The organism is Streptomyces sp. DSM 106670, assembly GCF_055792845.1.
In genome coordinates this window covers 1481218-1498783 of the sequence record NZ_CM147704.1, presented here as the reverse complement: position 1 = coordinate 1498783, position 17566 = coordinate 1481218, and the positions used below count along the sequence as shown (strand labels likewise).

18 protein-coding genes are annotated in these 17566 nt (G+C 72.3%); 9 read left to right on the top strand and 9 right to left on the bottom strand.

What is annotated here, in order from left to right; genetic code table 11:
• Nucleotides 1-175 precede the first annotated feature (175 nt).
• Nucleotides 176-1513 carry a hypothetical protein gene (locus ACSMXR_RS06515; RefSeq protein WP_137233931.1) on the top strand — a complete coding sequence of 446 codons (1338 nt, stop codon included), beginning with the start codon at nt 176-178 and terminating at the stop codon, nt 1511-1513.
• A 22-nt stretch (nt 1514-1535) separates the two neighbouring features.
• Here the strand turns inward: ACSMXR_RS06515 and ACSMXR_RS06510 are convergent, their stop codons facing one another.
• Together ACSMXR_RS06510 and ypfJ are read right to left on the bottom strand one after the other, a co-directional pair.
• Nucleotides 1536-1946, bottom strand: a complete 411-nt coding sequence (locus ACSMXR_RS06510) for a VOC family protein (protein ID WP_030088646.1) — start codon at nt 1944-1946, stop codon at nt 1536-1538.
• Between the two features lie 118 nt (nt 1947-2064).
• The gene (gene ypfJ, locus ACSMXR_RS06505) at nt 2065-2955 is read right to left on the bottom strand and encodes a KPN_02809 family neutral zinc metallopeptidase (protein ID WP_137233887.1); all 891 of its coding nucleotides are present in this window, start codon (nt 2953-2955) and stop codon (nt 2065-2067) included.
• A gap of 204 nt (nt 2956-3159) precedes the next feature.
• On the opposite strand from ypfJ, the gene ACSMXR_RS06500 reads away from it, so the two are divergent.
• The 3 genes from ACSMXR_RS06500 (at nt 3160) to ACSMXR_RS06490 (ending at nt 6247) form a co-directional block, all read left to right on the top strand.
• Nucleotides 3160-4758, top strand: coding sequence for an ABC-F family ATP-binding cassette domain-containing protein (locus ACSMXR_RS06500; RefSeq protein WP_003969957.1), 1599 nt, complete (start codon nt 3160-3162; stop codon nt 4756-4758).
• A gap of 320 nt (nt 4759-5078) precedes the next feature.
• Nucleotides 5079-5300 carry a helix-turn-helix domain-containing protein gene (locus ACSMXR_RS06495; protein WP_006123601.1) on the top strand — a complete coding sequence of 74 codons (222 nt, stop codon included), beginning with the start codon at nt 5079-5081 and terminating at the stop codon, nt 5298-5300.
• A gap of 155 nt (nt 5301-5455) precedes the next feature.
• Complete coding sequence (locus ACSMXR_RS06490) at nt 5456-6247, top strand: enoyl-CoA hydratase/isomerase family protein (RefSeq protein ID WP_103507765.1); 792 nt, start codon at nt 5456-5458, stop codon at nt 6245-6247.
• On the opposite strand, the gene ACSMXR_RS06485 is transcribed toward ACSMXR_RS06490, so the two are convergent.
• On the bottom strand, nt 6237-6968 hold the full coding sequence (locus tag ACSMXR_RS06485) for a hypothetical protein (protein WP_473171401.1): 732 nt from the start codon (nt 6966-6968) through the stop codon (nt 6237-6239). The two genes, ACSMXR_RS06490 and ACSMXR_RS06485, sit on opposite strands and share 11 nt — an antisense overlap.
• A 93-nt stretch (nt 6969-7061) precedes the next feature.
• On the opposite strand from ACSMXR_RS06485, the gene ACSMXR_RS06480 reads away from it, so the two are divergent.
• From ACSMXR_RS06480 to amaP, 5 genes are read left to right on the top strand one after another with little or no spacing between them, the layout of a single operon-like run.
• Entirely contained in the window at nt 7062-7535 is a 474-nt protein-coding gene (locus ACSMXR_RS06480) for an Asp23/Gls24 family envelope stress response protein (RefSeq protein ID WP_137233890.1), read from the top strand.
• 43 nt (nt 7536-7578) lie between these two features.
• A complete protein-coding gene (locus ACSMXR_RS06475) occupies nt 7579-7770 on the top strand; it encodes a hypothetical protein (RefSeq protein WP_006123598.1) in 192 nt (63 codons plus the stop codon).
• Nucleotides 7767-8120 carry an Asp23/Gls24 family envelope stress response protein gene (locus ACSMXR_RS06470; protein ID WP_137233891.1) on the top strand — a complete coding sequence of 118 codons (354 nt, stop codon included), beginning with the start codon at nt 7767-7769 and terminating at the stop codon, nt 8118-8120. Before ACSMXR_RS06475 ends, ACSMXR_RS06470 begins: the two co-directional genes overlap by 4 nt.
• Entirely contained in the window at nt 8117-8800 is a 684-nt protein-coding gene (locus ACSMXR_RS06465) for a DUF6286 domain-containing protein (protein ID WP_473171400.1), read from the top strand. Before ACSMXR_RS06470 ends, ACSMXR_RS06465 begins: the two co-directional genes overlap by 4 nt.
• Before the next feature lie 5 nt (nt 8801-8805).
• Entirely contained in the window at nt 8806-9384 is a 579-nt protein-coding gene (gene amaP, locus ACSMXR_RS06460; protein ID WP_137233893.1) for an alkaline shock response membrane anchor protein AmaP, read from the top strand.
• Between the two features lie 32 nt (nt 9385-9416).
• Here the strand turns inward: amaP and ACSMXR_RS06455 are convergent, their stop codons facing one another.
• The 6 genes from ACSMXR_RS06455 to ACSMXR_RS06430 form a co-directional block, all read right to left on the bottom strand.
• Nucleotides 9417-10172 (bottom strand): SDR family oxidoreductase, encoded by a 756-nt coding sequence (locus tag ACSMXR_RS06455; protein ID WP_218527974.1) that lies wholly within the window; start codon nt 10170-10172, stop codon nt 9417-9419.
• Between the two features lie 4 nt (nt 10173-10176).
• On the bottom strand, nt 10177-11970 hold the full coding sequence (locus ACSMXR_RS06450; protein WP_473171399.1) for a glycoside hydrolase family 15 protein: 1794 nt from the start codon (nt 11968-11970) through the stop codon (nt 10177-10179).
• Between the two features lie 58 nt (nt 11971-12028).
• Nucleotides 12029-12832 carry an SURF1 family cytochrome oxidase biogenesis protein gene (locus ACSMXR_RS06445; RefSeq protein WP_381907781.1) on the bottom strand — a complete coding sequence of 268 codons (804 nt, stop codon included), beginning with the start codon at nt 12830-12832 and terminating at the stop codon, nt 12029-12031.
• Between the two features lie 78 nt (nt 12833-12910).
• Nucleotides 12911-13144: a hypothetical protein gene (locus ACSMXR_RS06440; protein WP_007459448.1), complete on the bottom strand. Its 234-nt coding sequence runs from the start codon at nt 13142-13144 to the stop codon at nt 12911-12913.
• 64 nt (nt 13145-13208) lie between these two features.
• Nucleotides 13209-14219, bottom strand: a complete 1011-nt coding sequence (locus ACSMXR_RS06435; RefSeq protein WP_473171398.1) for a DEDDh family exonuclease — start codon at nt 14217-14219, stop codon at nt 13209-13211.
• Nucleotides 14220-14281: 62 nt separating this feature from the next.
• The gene (locus tag ACSMXR_RS06430; RefSeq protein WP_473171397.1) at nt 14282-17431 is read right to left on the bottom strand and encodes an NACHT domain-containing protein; all 3150 of its coding nucleotides are present in this window, start codon (nt 17429-17431) and stop codon (nt 14282-14284) included.
• Nucleotides 17432-17566 lie beyond the last annotated feature (135 nt).

Sequence of the window (17566 nt, the reverse complement as noted above, 5' to 3'; positions counted from 1 at the left end):
GTGAACTCTCCCCCTTGCCGTCGCGCCGGGGGAACCTTTCACGTACCGGTGAAACGCCTTCCGTTTGGGCTTTCGGGCCGTCAGGGGCAAGACTGCTCCCGTGACGTCCCGTACTCCGCGCGACTCCAGGCTGCGACTTGTCCGCCCGCGACCCCTTGCCACCGCCCGCAAGGCCGTGACCACCCGGCGCACCAGGCCGGCTCCCCGGCCCCCCGAGGGCACCCCGCCCCGCACGGAACTGGCACGCCAGGCCAGGGCCGTGCTCGCCGACGCCGTACGCATCGCCCACTGGGCCGCCGGCACCCCGGGGCCGGGCACCGCCGCCCCGCTCGCGGCCCACGCCCTCGAACGGGCGGCCACCGCTCTGGAGCTCTCCCCGGCGCAGGTCCGCGCGGGCTGGGACCGGGCCCGGCTGGCCGGACTCATCGAGCTGCACGGCGACACCGCCCGCCCCGGCTGGCGGCTGCGCGCCTGGGACCGGGACGACTCCGCCGTGCTGCGCGGCTGGGTGGCGCTCTTCGACGCCTGGTCGCTCGTCCACGCCGCGCCCGAGGGCATCGAGGCGGGCGCGGTCGCCGAAGCCGTCGAGGCCGTGCCTCAGGTGCTCTCGCTCCTCCAGCTCTCCGCGGGCCCCGTCACCGTCCCCGCCCTGCTGGACCTCCTCGGCCAGCGCGTCGCCGAACTCCAGGAGGAGCGCTGCGAAGTGCCCCTGGGCCCCGGCAGAACCGCGCCCGCCGCCCCGGAGACGGCCGCGAGCGCTCCGAGCGCCGCCGGGCCCGTCCGCAGCGCCGACCTCAACGCCCTGCTGCTCGACTGGGCCCTGGAGGGCCTCGCCGCCGTCGGGGCGCTGACCCTCGGCAAAGGGCAGGCCACCCTCACCCCGCTCGGCAACTGGGCGGTCTGGGTCAAGCTGGAACAGATCTGCGTCGCCGCCCAGAGCCCGGCCGGCAACATCGAGCAGTCCGCCGCCGACATGCTCCTCGGCTGCGCCCGGCTCACCCCCGGACCGGCCCGCGACGAATACCGCGCCTGGCTCGCCGCCCGCACCGTCGGCAGCGCCGTCGCCGAACTGCTGGCCGTCGCCCGGGGCGAGGACGCGCTGCTGCGCGGACTGGCCTTCGAGGCGCTGAGGGTCGTCGGCGCCCCCGCCGAACCCGAGGTCCGCGCCGTGCTCGCCGAACCCTCGCTGCGGCCCTACGCGCTGCTCTGGCTCGCCGAGTACGAGGGCAAGGACCCCGACGACGCCCAGGACGTCCTCAGCCGCGAGGAGTCCACCTGGCTCTGGGTCGACACCGCGGCCGCCGTCGCCGACCACGGCGAGACCGGGCTGCTGGTGCGCCACCTCGACTCCGCCGTCCAGGGCACCGTCCCGGCCCTGCTCGACGAGGTCAGGGCCGTCGGCCACCCGCGCACTGTCCAGGTCCTGGTCGCCCTGGCCGCCGCCCACCCGGACCCGGCCCTGGCCAAAGCGGTCCGCCGGGCCGCCTTCCAGGTGCACACCGGAGGAGCCTGAACCGTCCGCCGCCGGGGTCCGCTCAGCCGGACCCCGGGGCGTACGTCCCGAAGCTCCACACATTGCCCTCGGCGTCCCGCGCCATGTAGTCCCGCGAGCCGTAGTCCTGGTCGGTCGGCTCCATGAGGATCTCCACGCCGAACTCCTTGGCCCGGGCGCAGTGCGCGTCCACCTCGTCCACCACCACGTACACCCCCGCCGGGCCCGCGCCCGCCATCGCCCGCGCGAACACGCCCTCGCGCCCCTTCGAACCGAGCATCACCCTGCCGTTGCCCAAGGACAGCTCGGCATGGAGCACACTGCCGTTCTCGCCCTCGTAGACCGCCTCCTCGGTGAAGCCGAGGCCCTGCGTCAGCGTTCTGATCGCCGCCTTCGCGTCGTCGTACAGAATCGTCGGATAGATCGTGGGAACGCCGCTCCCCGCGCCTGCCATCGCACTCACCTCTCCTGGACCCCCGCCGCATCTGATGTGATCTGCGTCTCAGTCTTCCACCCGCCACTGACAACGCCCTGTCGGAAGGCCTCACCGCAGGTCGGGGCGGGAGTCCGGCTCAGGTGAAGGTGTCGCACCGGGCCATGTCGCCCGTACGGAACCCGGTGGAGAACCACTGCTGCCGCTGCGCTGCCGAACCGTGCGTCCACGACTCCGGCGTGACCCGGCCCTGATACCTCTCCTGGATCCGGTCGTCGCCGACCGCCGCCGCCGCGTCCAGGCCGTCCCGGATGTCCGCCCGGGTCAGCTCCGTGATCAGCGGCCGGCCGGTCGACTCGTCCGGCGTCGTCGTCGCGTGGTGCGCCCAGACCCCGGCGTAACAGTCGGCCTGCAGCTCCACCTTCACCGCGTTGCTGTTCTCGCCCTGCCGCCCGTCCTGCGACCGGCCCAGCGTCCCCATCTGGTTCTGCACATGGTGGCCGTACTCGTGCGCCACGACATACGCTTGCGCGAACGGCCCGCCGCTGGAGCCGAACTTCGTCCGCAGGTCGTCGAAGAACCCGAGGTCCAGATAGACCTTGCGGTCACCGGGGCAGTAGAACGGCCCGACCGCCGAGGTGGCGGCCCCGCAGGCGGTGCCCACCCGCTGGCTGAACAGGACCGTTCGCGCGCCCGCGTAGGAGGCGTCGCGCCGTGCGAACTCCTGACGCCAGAAGTCCTGCACGCTGTTGACCACCGCCACCGTCCGGCAGTCCTCCCGGCTGTTCGCGTCCTGCCCCTTCAGACAGCTCTCCTGCACCTGCCCGGCCGACGACGAGGTCGCCGCCGGGTCCGCGCCGTCGGAGGTCAGTCCGAGCTGATCGGGGCCGACGCCGAAGAGCAGGCCCAGGATCAGGGCGATCACCCCGGCGATGCCGCCGCCCACGGTGGCCTTCCCGCCCGGGATCCGACTGCCGCGGACATCCTGGACCTCGGACGTGTCCAGATCGGCGTCATCGTCGAACTGCACGGTCGCACCACCCTCGGGCTCGGGCGGGCGACGGGGTGACGCCCTGCGCCGAGTATCGGACGGTTCGTCCCGCCGGGCACGCGGAAAAGGAGTTGCGCGCCGCCAGTAGAATGGGCCGTATGGCCTTCCTCCTTGTGCATTAGCGGCGTCGAGAGACCTCCGCCCTCGTCCCTCCGCCGTCCATACTGCCCTGGAGTTTTTCCCGTGATCACCGCTTCCGGCATCGAGCTGCGCGCCGGCGCCCGCATCCTCATCGAATCCGCCTCCTTCCGCATCGCCAAGGGCGACCGCATCGGCCTCGTCGGCCGCAACGGAGCGGGCAAGACCACCCTCACCAAGTGCCTCGCGGGCGAAGGCACCCCCGCCGGCGGCACCATCACCAGGTCCGGCGAGGTGGGCTACCTCCCGCAGGACCCGCGCACCGGCGACCTCGACATCCTCGCCCGCGACCGCATCCTCTCCGCCCGCGGCCTCGACACGATCCTGCGCAAGATGCGCGAGAACGAGGACCGGATGGCGAACGGACAGGGCGCCACCCGCGAGAAGGCGATGAAGAAGTACGAGCGCCTGGAGACCGAGTTCCTCACCAAGGGCGGATACGCCGCCGAGGCCGAGGCCGCCACCATCGCCGCCGCGCTCAGCCTGCCCGACCGGGTGCTCGGCCAGCCCCTGCACACGCTCTCCGGCGGTCAGCGCCGCCGCGTCGAGCTGGCCCGGATCCTCTTCTCGGACGCCGACACCCTGCTCCTGGACGAGCCGACCAACCACCTCGACGCCGACTCCATCGTCTGGCTGCGCGACTACCTCAAGTCCTACCGCGGCGGCTTCGTCGTGATCTCCCACGACGTCGAACTGGTCGAGACGGTCGTCAACAAGGTCTTCTACCTCGACGCCAACCGCTCCCAGATCGACATCTACAACATGGGCTGGAAGCTCTACCAGCAGCAGCGCGAGGCCGACGAGAAGCGCCGCAAGCGCGAGCGCCAGAACGCCGAGAAGAAGGCCGCGACCCTCAACGCGCAGGCCGACAAGATGCGCGCCAAGGCCACCAAGACCGTCGCCGCCCAGAACATGGCCAAGCGCGCCGACCGGCTGCTCTCGGGCCTGGAGGCCGTACGGGTCTCGGACAAGGTCGCCAAGCTGCGCTTCCCCGACCCCTCGCCCTGCGGCAAGACCCCGCTGATGGCCGAGGGCCTGTCCAAGTCGTACGGCTCGCTGGAGATCTTCACCGACGTCGACCTCGCCATCGACAAGGGCTCCCGCGTCGTCATCCTCGGCCTCAACGGCGCCGGCAAGACCACGCTGCTGCGCCTGCTCGGCGGCGCCGAGAAGCCCGACACCGGCCAGGTCATCGAGGGCCACGGCCTCAAGCTCGGGTACTACGCCCAGGAGCACGAGACCCTCGACCCGGAGCGCACGGTCCTGGAGAACATGCGCTCCGCCGCCCCCGACCTCGACCTCGTCGCGGTCCGCAAGACGCTCGGCTCCTTCCTCTTCTCCGGCGACGACGTCGACAAGCCGGCCGGGGTGCTCTCCGGCGGCGAGAAGACCCGGCTCGCGCTGGCGACCCTGGTCGTCTCCTCCGCCAACGTGCTCCTGCTCGACGAGCCGACGAACAACCTCGACCCCGCCAGCCGCGAGGAGATCCTCGGCGCGCTGCGCACCTACAAGGGCGCCGTCGTCCTCGTCACCCACGACGAGGGCGCCGTCGAGGCGCTCCAGCCGGAGCGGATCATCCTGCTCCCGGATGGTGTCGAGGACCTCTGGGGAGCGGACTACCGCGACCTCGTCGCCCTCGCCTGATCCACCGGGGATAGATCATTCGGCCTACGCGTGATCCATCATCTGCGTGAGGGCGTCTCGTACTCCGGTGGTGCGCCCGGCGCTCACCCGCCGCGCGCCCCTTTTCCGGCGTTCTCTCCTCGTACGGCCCTGACCTGCCCGTTCTCGGGCCGGTGAGGGCCGTACGCCTGCGTGCGCCCGCTGGAATCAGGGATTCCGATCGTGTCGACGCGCTTCTCGTCCGGGAAACCGCTCGCACCGACCTTGCCGAATGGGTGGCCAGGAAGCGCGGGAGGGGTGATCATGAGAGTCCAGAGCGCACTTCCCATGAGGAGGCACGGGTGGCCGAGACTCTGAAGAAGGGCAGCCGGGTAACCGGCGCCGCGCGTGACAAGCTCGCGGCAGACCTGAAGAAGAAGTACGACTCCGGTGCGAGCATCCGGGCGCTGGCCGAGGAAACCGGCCGCTCCTACGGATTCGTCCACCGGATGCTCAGTGAGTCCGGAGTGACGCTGCGGGGACGCGGCGGCGCGACACGAGGCAAGAAGGCCGCTTCGGCCTGAGGCTCCGCGGTTTCGGAGTCCTCCATGTCATTCGGTGTCATTCGGGCCCAACGGAATTCGGGGTGGCCACCCGGCTGACCGCAAGGTCGTCCGGGTGGTTACTGTTCAGTCACTTAGTTCTTGAGTGCTGACTGCACCCGATCCGGAGGCGCCCCATGACCTCGCTCGACACTGTGCTCGACAAGGACGGCGTACGGCTCACCGTCGACGATGCCGTCGCCACGGTGACGCTCACCAACCCGGCCAAGCGCAACGCTCAGTCTCCCGCTCTGTGGCGGGCGTTGACCGAGGCCGGACGGGCGCTGCCCGGCACGGTTCGGGTCGTGGTGCTCCGCGGCGAGGGCAAGTCCTTCTCCGCGGGCCTCGACCGGCAGGCCTTCACTCCCGAGGGCTTCGACGGCGAGCCGTCGTTCCTCGACATGGCGCGCGGCCCGGAGGCCGAGCTCGACGCGACCATCGCCGAGTACCAGGAGGCGTTCACCTGGTGGCGCCGCAACGACCTCGTGTCGATCGCGACGGTCCAGGGCCACGCCATCGGCGCCGGCTTCCAGCTCGCCCTCGCCTGCGATCTGCGGATCGTCGCCGAGGACGTGCAGTTCGCCATGCGCGAGACCAGCCTCGGCCTCGTTCCCGACCTCACGGGCACCCACCCCCTGGTGCACCTCGTGGGGTATGCCCGCGCGCTCGAAATCTGCGCCACCGGCCGCTTCGTGCACGCCGAGGAGGCCGAGCGCACCGGCCTCGCCAACCTCGTGGTCCCCGCCGACCAGCTCGACGCGGCGGCCCGCGACCTCGCCGCCGCCCTGGTGGCAGCCCCCCGCGACGCCGTCGTCGAGACCAAGGCACTCCTCGGCGGCGCGCTCTCGCGTACCTACGAGGAGCAGCGCGTCGCCGAGCGGGCGGCCCAGGGCCGCCGGCTCCGCGATCTGGCGGGCATCACCGACTGACCACATCCGTGACCAGCACCGACACCGGCAGCCGCGCCTCCGTGGCCGCCGCCACCGCCGTGCGTACCGACCGGGCGACGTCGAGGGCCCGGTGGTCACCGGCCGTCGCCACCTCGACCCGCACATGGTCCTGGTCGGTGTGCACGGGGCTGCCCAGGGCCCGGGTCAGCGAGACGACGCCCGGCGCCCCGGCGGCCGCCGTCGCCACCGGGCCCTCCGGCTCAGCGACCCGGGCCGCTGCCGTCCCCGGCTCCGTCACCTGATCGGGCGCACCGTCCTCCAGCAATGCCGTCACCGTCAGATCCACCTCGGCGATCTCCAGCCCCAGCCGGGCGGCGGCGGCCGTGAGGAGCGCCGCACGCAGCGCCGCCGCGGTGTCGGGCAGCGGCCGGTCCGGGGTGGCCGAGAACTCCGCCTGGATCCGTAGCGGCACCGGCGGCAGCCCGCCCGGCGGAGTCGGGGGCGGCGCCGGGTCGCCCGGGGCGCTCGCACCATCCTGGCCGCTCCCGGCGACCGCCTCCTCCGTCGGGCCGATCCGCAGCTTTCCCAGCACCGTCCCGGGGCGGGCCGCCGCCCCGCGCAGCACCGAGGCGGCCGCCGTCTCCGCGATCCACGCGCCGTCCGCCGGGCCGCCCAGCGGCAGCAGCCTGCCCAGGCCGAGCCGTTGCCGTACCGCGGCGGTCCATCCATCGGCCCTCTGGGGGCCCTGCGCCGTTGTCATCGCCCCAGCCTGCCGCATCCACGGCGCGGGATGGGGAAAGCGCACTTAACGTGGGCAAGGAAGTCCAACCCTGCCCCGAAGGGATGAGCAGCGATGACTGACACCTCCCAGCGCACCAACCCCGACAGCGGTTCGGGCGGCAAAGCTCCGCTGAACAAGCGCGGCGGCGGCGACCCGGGCACCCGGGGCCGCACCACCATCGCCGACGGCGTCGTCGAGAAGATCGCCGGAATGGCGGCCCGCGACGTGGTCGGCGTCCACGCGATGGGCAGCGGCCTGTCGCGGACCTTCGGCGCCGTCCGTGACCGGGTCCCCGGCGGCGGCAAGTCCGTCACCCGCGGCGTGAAGGCGGAGGTCGGCGAGTCCCAGGCCGCCCTCGACCTGGAGATCGTCGTCGACTACGGCGTGTCCATCGCCGATGTGGCCCGCGACGTCCGCGGGAACGTCGTCGCCGAGGTGGAACGGATGACCGGTCTCGAAGTCGTCGAAGTCAACATCGCCGTCAGCGACGTCAAGCTGCCCGACGAGGACGACGACGAGGACGAGCCCGCACAGCGGGTCCAGTAGCCCTTTCGCAGCTCCGTCGCACGGCAGTTGAGGAGAGAACACGATGAGCATGGCTGTCGCCGGTCTGTTGGCCGGCATGGCACTCGGGTTCGCCGGATATTTCGGCGGGTTCGGAGCCTTCGTACTGGTGGCCGCCCTGGGCGCGATCGGCTTCATCGCCGGCCGCTTCCTGGACGGTGACCTGGAGCCCGGCGACTTCTTCCGGAGTCGCGAGCGCGGCGACCGGCGACGGTGACGGCGGTGACCGGCCGGGTCGCCGCCGCGGAACGGGGCGAGACCCGGATCGCCGACCGCGTAGTCGCCAAGATCGCCGCCCAGGCGGCGAAGGAAGCGGTCGCCGATCCGCCCGAGGACGGGGCGTCGCCGCGAGCCACGGTCACCGTGCACCGCGACGCCGCCCGGGTCCGGGTCGTCCTGGAACTCGGCTACCCCTGTGACATCGGCCGCCAGTGCGGAGCCGTACGCAGCCGGGTCGCCCAGCGCGTCAAGGCGCTCGCCGGCATGGACGTGCCCGAGGTGGCCGTACAGGTCGAACGGCTGCACCCCGCCGGAACGAGCGCCGCCGCACAGGGGAGGATCCGATGACCGAACCCGGTGAACCGACCGGCTCCACCCGGCGGATGCCCACCGTGGCACCGGGCGACAGCGAGACGCCGACGCCGGTCCTCGACGCGTCGGCCGACACCCGCGCACCGGTCCCCACCCTGGAACAGGGCGACGGCCGGGCCGGCCGCTTCTGGTCCGCGCGCCGGGTTCCGGCCGCCCTGCTGGCCCTGGTGCTCCTGGGCGCCGCCGGACTGCTGCTCTACGACATCGCCGCCGTACGGGCCGACCATCCGGCCATGCAGTGGCGTCGCTCCCTCGCCGACGGTCTGGCCGAACGGCAGCTGGACGATGTCGCGGTGCTGATCGGGGCGGGTGTCGCGGCGTTGATCGGCCTCTGGCTGATCCTGCTGGCCCTCACCCCCGGACTGCGCGATCTGCTGCCGATGCGCCGCGACCGCTCCGACGTCCGGGCCGGTCTCGACCGCACCGCCGCCGCACTGGTCCTGCGGGACCGGGCCGTGGAGGTGTCCGGCGTGCAGTCCGTACGCGTCCGCATGGGACGGCGGAAGGCGAAGGTGCGCGCACTCTCGCACTTCCGGGAACTCGACGACGTACGCACCGATCTGGACGACGTACTGGAGAGGGCCGTCCGGGAACTGGGCCTGGCGAAACCGCCCGCCCTCTCCGTCCAGGTGCACCGACCGGCGAAGAAGGGATGAGCCGCATGCGCTCCACCGTCAACCGGGTCCTGCTGGCCCTGGCCGGACTGGTGCTGGTCGTCGTCGGCGGAGCCGTGCTCGCCGTCGGCCTCGGCGCGTCCGTGCCGTCCTGGTGGCCCTGGGACGGCAAGAACGATGTGCTGCTCAGCGTGGCCGACCGGCACCGCTGGCGCGACGACGGCTGGTGGTGGCCGACCGTGATCGCGGTCCTCGCCGTCCTGGTGGTCCTCGCCCTGTGGTGGTTCCTCGCCCAGCTCCGCCGCGGCCGGCTCGCCGACGTGCTGGTCGACAGCGGCGACGGCGAAGGGGCACAGCTGCGGGGCCGCGCCCTGGAGGGCGTGCTCGCCGCTGAGGCGGGCGAACTGGACGGAGTGGCCCGCGCCCAGGCGATGCTGACCGGCCGCCGCACCGCGCCCCGGGCCCGGCTCCGGCTGCTGATGGAGCCGCACGCCGCGCCGCTCGGAACGCTGACCGCGGTCGGCGACGGGGCGCTGGCGCACGCCAGGGAATCGGCCGGTCTGGAGACGCTTCCCGCCGAGGTACGCCTCAAGGCCGTCAAGCACCGCGCGGAGCGGGTGTCCTGACGGCCCGTGGGCGTACGGTCAGGAGCGCTGGGTCAGAACCCGCTCCGGAACCCGCCGTCGACCGGGACCATGATCCCCGTCAGATAGGAAGCGGCGGGGGAGAGCAGGAAGGCCGCGGTCCTGCCGAACTCCTCGGGCGTCCCGTAGCGACGCAGCGGGATCCGCGCCTCGTTGGCGGTGCGGGCGGCCTCCGCGTCGCCGGACAGGGCGTCCAGCTCACGGACCCGGTCGGTGTCGATCCGGGCGGGAAGCACGCCCACCACCCGGATACCGCGCGGACCCAGCTCGTCGGCCAGCGACTTGGCGAAACCGGCGAGACCGGGGCGCAGCCCGTTGGAGATGGTCAGCCCCGCGATCGGCTCGTGCACCGACCCGGAGAGCACGAAGCCGATCACCCCGCCCTCGCCGAGCGCGGCCGCCGTCGTCCGGGCGAGCCGAACCGCTCCGAGGAACACCGACTCGAACGCCGTCTGCCACTGGTCGTCCGTGTTGTCCGCGACGAAGCCCGGGGGCGGTCCGCCGACGCTGATGAGGATGCCGTCGAGCCGCCCGAAGCGTTCCCGCGCGGTGTCCACCAGACGCTGGGCGGCGCCCGGGTCGGCGTTGTCCGCGGCGATCCCGAGCGCGTCCGGGCCCAGCTCGGCGGCGGCCTCCGTCACGGCCTTCTCGTCCCGGCCGGTGATGATCACTTTCGCACCGTCGGCGGCCAGGGCACGGGCCGTGGCGTTGCCGAGGCCCCGGGTCGCTCCGGTGACGATGTAGACGCGGTCCTTCAGTCCAAGATCCATGGCCCTATCCTGCCGGGTTCTCCCCGGCCAGGTCGACAGCGGAGTTCACCAGTCCGATATGGCTGAACGCCTGGGGGTAGTTGCCCAGCTGCCGCCCCGCCGCGACGTCGTACTCCTCGGCCAGCAGCCCCAGGTCGCTGCGCAGCTCCAGCAGCCGTTCGAACAGGGCCCGCGCCTCGTCCGGCCTGCCGATCCGCCGCAACGCGTCGACCAGCCAGAACGAGCAGGCGAGAAACGCCCCCTCGTCGCCCGGCAGTCCGTCCACCGAACCGCCGTCGGTGCTGTAGCGGCGGACCAGACCGTCGCTGCCCAGCTCGTCGCGGACCGCTTCGACCGTGCCGATCGTCCGGGGATCGTCGGGCGGCAGGAACCCGGTCCGCACGATGAGCAGGGTCGAGGCGTCCAGTTCCCGTGACCCGTAGGACTGGGTGAAGGTGTTCCGCTCGGGGTCGTACCCCTTCTCGCAGACCTCGGCGTGCACCGCGTCCCGCATCGCCCGCCAGCGGTCCGCGTCGCCGGGCAGCTCCGGGTTCTCCTCCAGCGAGCGCACCGCCCGGTCGGCCGCGACCCAGGCCATCACCTTGGAGTGCACGAAGTGCCGCCGGGCGCCGCGGATCTCCCACAGCCCCTCGTCCGGCTCCCGCCAGGTCGACTCCAGGAAGCCGAGCAGGCTGAGCTGGAGGTTCCAGGCGTGCGGCTTGTCGTCGAGACCGGCGACCCGGGCGAGCCGGAGCGCGTCGATGACCTCGCCGTACACATCGAGCTGCCGCTGCCGGACGGCCGCGTTGCCGGTGCGCACCGGCCGGGAGTGCTCGTACCCGGTGAGCCAGGGCAGCTCCGCCTCGGGCAGCCGGCGCTCGCCCGCCAGCCCGTACATGATCTGCAGGTCGGCCGGGTCACCGGCGACGGCCCGCAGCAGCCAGTCCCGCCAGGCCGCCGCCTCCTCCAGATAGCCGGCCGAGACCATCGCCCCGAGGGTCAGCGTGGCGTCCCGCAGCCAGCAGAAGCGGTAGTCCCAGTTCCGTACGCCGCCGATCTCCTCCGGCAGCGAGGTGGTCGGGGCCGCCACGATGCCGCCCGTCGGGGCGTACGTCAGCGCCTTCAGGGTGATCAGTGAGCGCAGCACGGCGTCGCGGTACGGCCCCTCGTACGTGCACCGCGCGGTCCACTTCGCCCAGTCGTGCAGCGTGTGCTTCAGCGCTTTGTACGGGTCGATCAGCTTCGGGCGCGGCGAGTGCGAGGGGTGCCAGGTCAGCACGAACGCCACGCTGTCGCCCTCGGTCACGGTGAACGAGGAGCAGGTGCTGAACTGCTGGCCCCACGTCTTGACCGGCGGCTCGCTGCGCAGCCATACGGAATCAGGGCCCGCGACCGCCACCCGGTGACCGTGCGAACGCCGCACCCAGGGCACCACCGAACCGAAGTCGAAGCGCAGCCGCAGCACCGAACTCATGTCGACGCTGCCGCTGACGCCCTCGACGATCCGCATCAGATCCGGCGACTTGTCGCGCTGCGGCATGAAGTCGATGACCTTCACCGTGCCGGTCCGTGTCTCCCAGTACGTCTCCAGGACCAGGGAGTCGGGCACATAGCCGCGCCGGGTGCAGGTGTCCGAGGCGCCGGCGCCCTGGGGCGCGATGCGCCAGTGGCCGTTCTCCTCGGTGCCGAGCAGGGCGGCGAAACAGGCGCCGGAATCGAAGCGGGGCAGGCAGAGCCAGTCCACCGAACCGTTCCTGCCGACGAGCGCGGCGGTCTGGAGATCGCCGATCAGGGCGTAGTCCTCGATGCGTGGGGTCACGCCTGGCGTTTTCCCGAACCGGGCCGATGTCAACCAGCCCGATGGTGTGCCGCCGGCCTCAGGCGCTCGCCGGCTCCGGCTGCTCGGCGGCCTCGGCCGTCGCGTTCTCGGCCGCGGCCTGCTCACGGTCCCGCTTCTCACGGCGTACGAGAATGATCCAGCCGACCGGGACCGCGGCGACGAACAGCCACCACTGGACGGCGTAGGCCATGTGCGGGCCGATCGAGCTGTCGTCCGGGCGGGCGATCTGCTCGGGCAGATCACCGGAGGGGGCGGGCTCGGTCTGCTCGATGTAGCCGCCGAGGACCGTCCGCGACAGCAGCTGCGACTGCTGCTCGCTGTTGATCAGCATCACCTGCCGGTCAGGCAGCCCCGCCAGGTCCTTGATGCCGCTGCTGCCGGTCGTCTCGTCCGCCTTGAGGCGGCCGGTGACGGTCACTTCGCCGCGGGGCGCGGGCGGCACGTCGGGGAAGGCGGTCTGGTTCGGCGCGGCCGGCACCCAGCCCCGGTTGACCAGGACGGTGCCGCCGCTCTTGAGGTCCAGCGGGGTCAGGACATGGACGCCGATGCGGTCGTCGTCCGAGGTCCGGCGGCGGACGACCACCTCGTGCTCGGTGTCGAACGTGCCCGTCGCGGTGACCGTCCGCCAGTAGTCCGAGCGCGGGACGGTGTGCCCGGGCGAGGTGAGTTCGGTGACCGGGACCGGCCGCGCGTCGAGGTTCCGCGAGATCAGGCTGTTCTGCTCGACCCGGTGTTCGTGCCGGTGGAACTGCCAGAAACCCAGCTCGATCATCGTCGGGATCAGGACGAGGCCGAGCAGGGTGAGGATCACCCACTGCCGGGTCAACAGGAAGCGGTACACCCCATGACCGTACAACCGGGGTCATGGGGTGCGGCACTCAGGGGTGCTGCCGGAGCGATCCGGCAATGAGACGTTTCCTCACACTTTGTCCACGATGCCCGCCTTCCCCTCGGCGCGGGCGCAGTGGGCGCCGCAGTACCAGTGCCCGTCGACCTCGACGCCCTGCCCGATCACCTGGACCCGGCAGTGCTCGCAGATCGGCGCCATGCGGTGGATGGCGCAGGAGAAGCAGTCGAAGACGTGCACCGCACCTTGTGCGTGCACCTCGAAGGACATGCCGTAGTCGTTTCCGCAAACCTCGCAACGTGCCATGCGCCACAGGGTGGGACGCCCGGCTGCCACGGGGCGAGCGGCCGCCGGGCGAGTCGTGCCCGGTTCACTCCGATGACGGCGGCGGCCCCTGCTGCGGCAGGGCGGCCCCGTCGGCGGGGGCCACATCGCGCAGCAGATGGGTGAAGGCGCTCTCCTCCAGGATCGGCGTGCCGAACGACTTGGCCTTCTGCGTCTTGGACGTGGCCGCGTCCGGGTCGTTGGTCACCAGCAGGCTGGTCAGCCGGGACACGCTGGTCGCCACATGGAGCCCGGCCTCGACCGCCCGGTCCTCCAGCAGCTCCCGGTCGATCGAGGTGTCCCCGGAGAAGGCCACTCGCATCCCCTGCTGGAGCGGCTTCTCCTTCTCGTACCGCCCCGGATTGGGATACGGGCAGGCCGGCCGCTTGCGCGAGGGCCGCCAGCTGTTCTGCCGCGAGGGCTGATACCCGACGCGCGGGGCGACGGGGGAGTCGGACCACTCGGTCAGCGGACGGCACTCCAGCAACGGCAGCCGCACCCCGCCCCGGGCCGCCGCGTGCAGACTCGGCCGGAACGCCTCGGCCAGCACCCGGGCGTCGTCCAGGGCGTGGTGGGCCTGCTGCTGTACGACCCCGAAGTGCGCGGCGAGCGTGGCCAGCTTGTGGTTGGGCAGCGGCAGCCGCAGCTCCTTGGCCAGCGCGATGGTGCACAGCCGGTGCTCGACCGGGGCGACCACCGAGGCCCGTGCGTACTCCCGGGCGATCATCGACCAGTCGAACGCCGCGTTGTGCGCGACGAGCACCCGGTCCGCGAGCCGCTCCGACAGCTCGGCGGCCACCTCCGGGAAGAGCGGCGCGCCTTCGAGCACCTCGCTCGTCAGCCCGTGGATCCAGACGGGACCGGGGTCCCGCTCCGGGTTGACCAGCGTGTACCAGTGGTCCTCGACATTGCCCAGGGCGTCCAGCCGGTAGACGGCGGCGGAGATTATCCGGTCGTCGCGGGCGAGGCCGGTGGTCTCCACGTCGACGACCGCGTACCCCTGGGGGTAGGCGGTCGGCCACGGTGCGGCTGTCTGGCGGTCGTCGAGCATGGTCACAGAGAATACGGGCCATGACTGACAGTCCCCTATTCGGCCGCCACGGTCGGGGGATCACCCGGTCAGGGGAGGCGGACGATCCGTTCCGGCGGGAAGAGTTCGGTGCCGGTGGCGCGGGTGTCGTGGGCCAGGTGGATGGTCAGGTGCTCGGAGGCGGCGAGCGGGGCGAGGTCGTAGCGCCCGGCCTTCCCGGACAGGCGCAGGGTCGTCAGCGTGGGCAGCTCCGCGAGCGGGGCGAGCCCGGATGCCAGGGCGCACTCGGCCAGCGTCAGCACCCGCAGCCCGGTCAGAGGCGCCGTCAGGTTCAGGTCCAGGGCCGGAATCCGGATGAGTCCCAGGTCCCGCAGGCCGTGCAGCGCCGGCGTCCGGACCAGCTGCTTGAACTGGCCTCCGCCGTACAGCGTCAGATCCCGCAGGCTCGTCCAGCTCTCCAGGCCCTCCAGGTCCAGATACCGGGTCTCCGCCAGCAGGTCGAGCCGGGTCACCTGCGGGCACACCGGCAGTTCACCGACGCTCTCCATGAGGAAGGGATGGCCCAGCGCCAGATAGCGGAGGCCGGGCATGTCGGCGAGCGGGGCGGGGTCGAGTTCCGGGTGGAGCTGGACGAGGGAGAGCCATTCCAGTCCGGTGCGGGCGAGCGGCTCGATGGTCCGGATCCGCGGACAGTTGCTCAGACCGAGTTCGCGCAGTCCGGGCATGGCGGCGAGCTGCCGCACCCCGATGAGCCGCGCGTTGTGCCAGACGAACACGCGCCGCACATCGGTGCGTGACGTCACCGGCGACAGATCGTGGCGGTCGCCCGACACATTCACACTGTGCGCCCGTGGTACGTGCTTCAGCGCCGACAGATGACGGTCGGACTTCACATAGATGTAGGTGTTCTCCCAGCCGGGGCCCGCCAGCACCTCGCGCGCGTAGCGCTCCGGGTCGAACCGCTCCCAGGCCAGGGAGACCTCGTACGTGATCAGGCTCCGCTTGTCGTCCCGGAACTGCCGGACCAGTTCGTAGGCGGTCTCGCCGCCCACCGCGGCCGCCGTCCGCACGACCGACGCCGCCTCGCGCTCGCTCAGGCCGTCCAGCATCGACGACAGCAGTTCCAGCGCCAGATCGCCGACCTCGGCCAGCTGGTCGATGCTCTCCTGGCTGTCCGGTGGCAGCAGCCGTTCCGTCCGCGCCTCCACCGCCTCCCGTACCGTCGGATCCAGCTCCGGCGCGTGGCCCAGGCTCGCCGCCGCCAGCAGGATCAGCCGGTGCTCGTGGCCGGGCTCCGCGTCGGCCCGTTCCAGGAACGAGGTGAGCAGGGCGGCGCGTTCGTCGGGCCGCGCGTGGCCCACCGCCATCTGGACTACGTCGTCCCACCGGTCCTCGTGCGCGTGGCGGACCAGCACGCCGAAGTCGCGTACCTCCACCGCCGCCTTCGCGCCGAGGTAGTCCTGGAAGGTGCGGTGCACGAAGTCCACCGCGCCGGGCACGGGTTCGCGCAGCAGACCGCTGCGGTTGAGCAGGTGGGTGAAGACCTGCTCGGGCGTGCCCCGGACCTGGGACATGGAGCGCAGCCAGTCGGCGATCAGCGACACCGCCTCGTCCTGCGCGGCCTGCACGAGGTCGTTGCGGATCAGCCAGTACGCGAGACGCTGCAGCAGCGTCGTCTGCTCCTCGCGGGTCAGGTCGACGCCTTCCACGCCGGAGACCTCACGCTCGTTGTCGCGCCGCACCAGCAGCATGTCCAGCGCCGCGTCGTACAGCTCCTTGCGTGCTCGCGGCAGTTGCATCCGGCGGTCCCGGTTCAGCGCGCAGAGCAGTGCGCACATCAGCGGATTCGTGGCCAGCCGCGCCAGATCCCGGCGGGTGCCGACCGCCCGGCGGAGCGCGCTCTCGTACGTCTCCAGCTCGACGCGCTCCTCGTCCGACCGGCACTCGGAGCGGGCCGCCCGGTGCCAGTGGCCGATGAAGGCGTGGATGTCGTCGCGGCGCATGGCCAGCAGCGTGTGCGGTTCGAAGCCGGAGCCGGACAGCCAGCTCTCCGGGACCGCCGAAGGACGGGTCGTCACCACGTACCTGGCCCGGGGATAGGCGGTGATCAGGTCCTTCAGCCAGCGCTCCGTGCGCCTGCGCAGCCGGTCCGGCACCTCGTCGACACCGTCCACCAGGACCAGCGCCCGGCCCTCCAGCATCAGCCGGTCCGCCCAGCCGTCCGGGGCCGAGCCGTGCAGCGGTACGCCGGCCGCGCGCAGGAAGTCCGCCGGGGCGGGCAGTGCGTCGCGGGCGGTGAAGGCCCGCAGGCGCAGGACGAACGGGACGCACCGGTTCCAGTCCGCCAGCTCGGTGCCGAACGTCCGCCGCGCGGCGTTCAACGCCAGCCACTGCACCAGCGTGGTCTTGCCCGAACCGGCCGGGCCGCGCAGCAGCAGCCGGGTCCGCTCGCCGAGCGCCTCCTCGATCCTGGCCGTGGTCCGTACCGGCTCGTCCGGTCCGTGCGCGTGGCTGCCCTCGTAACCGCTGACCGATGTCCGGACCGGCCCGCCGAGACCGGGCGGGCCGGCCGCCTCGTAACCGCTCACCGAGAGACTGATGTAGGCCGTCTCCAGCGGCCATTCGCTCGCCGACCGGCCGAGCGTCAGCCCGAACAGGCCCATCCGGCTGTTGGCCGTCGCCATGAACTCCGCGTACCGCCGCTCGAAGTCCAGATCCGCCGCGTCCGGGCGCGGACCGACCCGGGCCCGGACGTCCTCCACCAGCTCCCGTGTCCGGCTCGTCGCGCGGACCTGCTCCACCGCCGCCCGTGCCGCGAACGACGGATGGGCCGTGAGCTGTTCCACCAGGTGCGCGCAGCAGTCGCCGAGCAGGTGCTCGTACAGGTCCACAGCCCGTTCCGAGAGCCCGGCGGCCGGAGCCGAGAGCTCGGCGCTGAGCCGGTCCGGATCCAGGTCCAGCGCGAACAGCCGCCCGGCGTCCGGTTCGCCCGCCGCCGCGAACGTGTCCTGTACGGAGGTGAGCGCGGCCAGCCGCTCGTGCTCGGGCAGGTCGGCGAAGGAGCCGGCCAGACGGCCCGCGAGCACCTCGGCCAGCCGGTCCGGCTTCGCGGGGCGGGGGAGGGGGCGGACCGGGGCCGGGACCAGGCGCGCGCCGGGCTTCGGGGTCAGCAGCGCCTTCGCGGCCGCGCCGAGCACCGTCGTGGCCAGCCGTAACACCGCAACTTCCGTACCCGACACGAGCGTTCCTCCCCCTCGGCGACACGCGTGCCGCAAATCCTACGGCCGGTCCATTGGCAGAAGGTGCCAAAGACTGCTGACAGCAGGTCTCGCATACTTGTGGGTAACAACGTCTAGCCCTCGCCGACCGGCGGC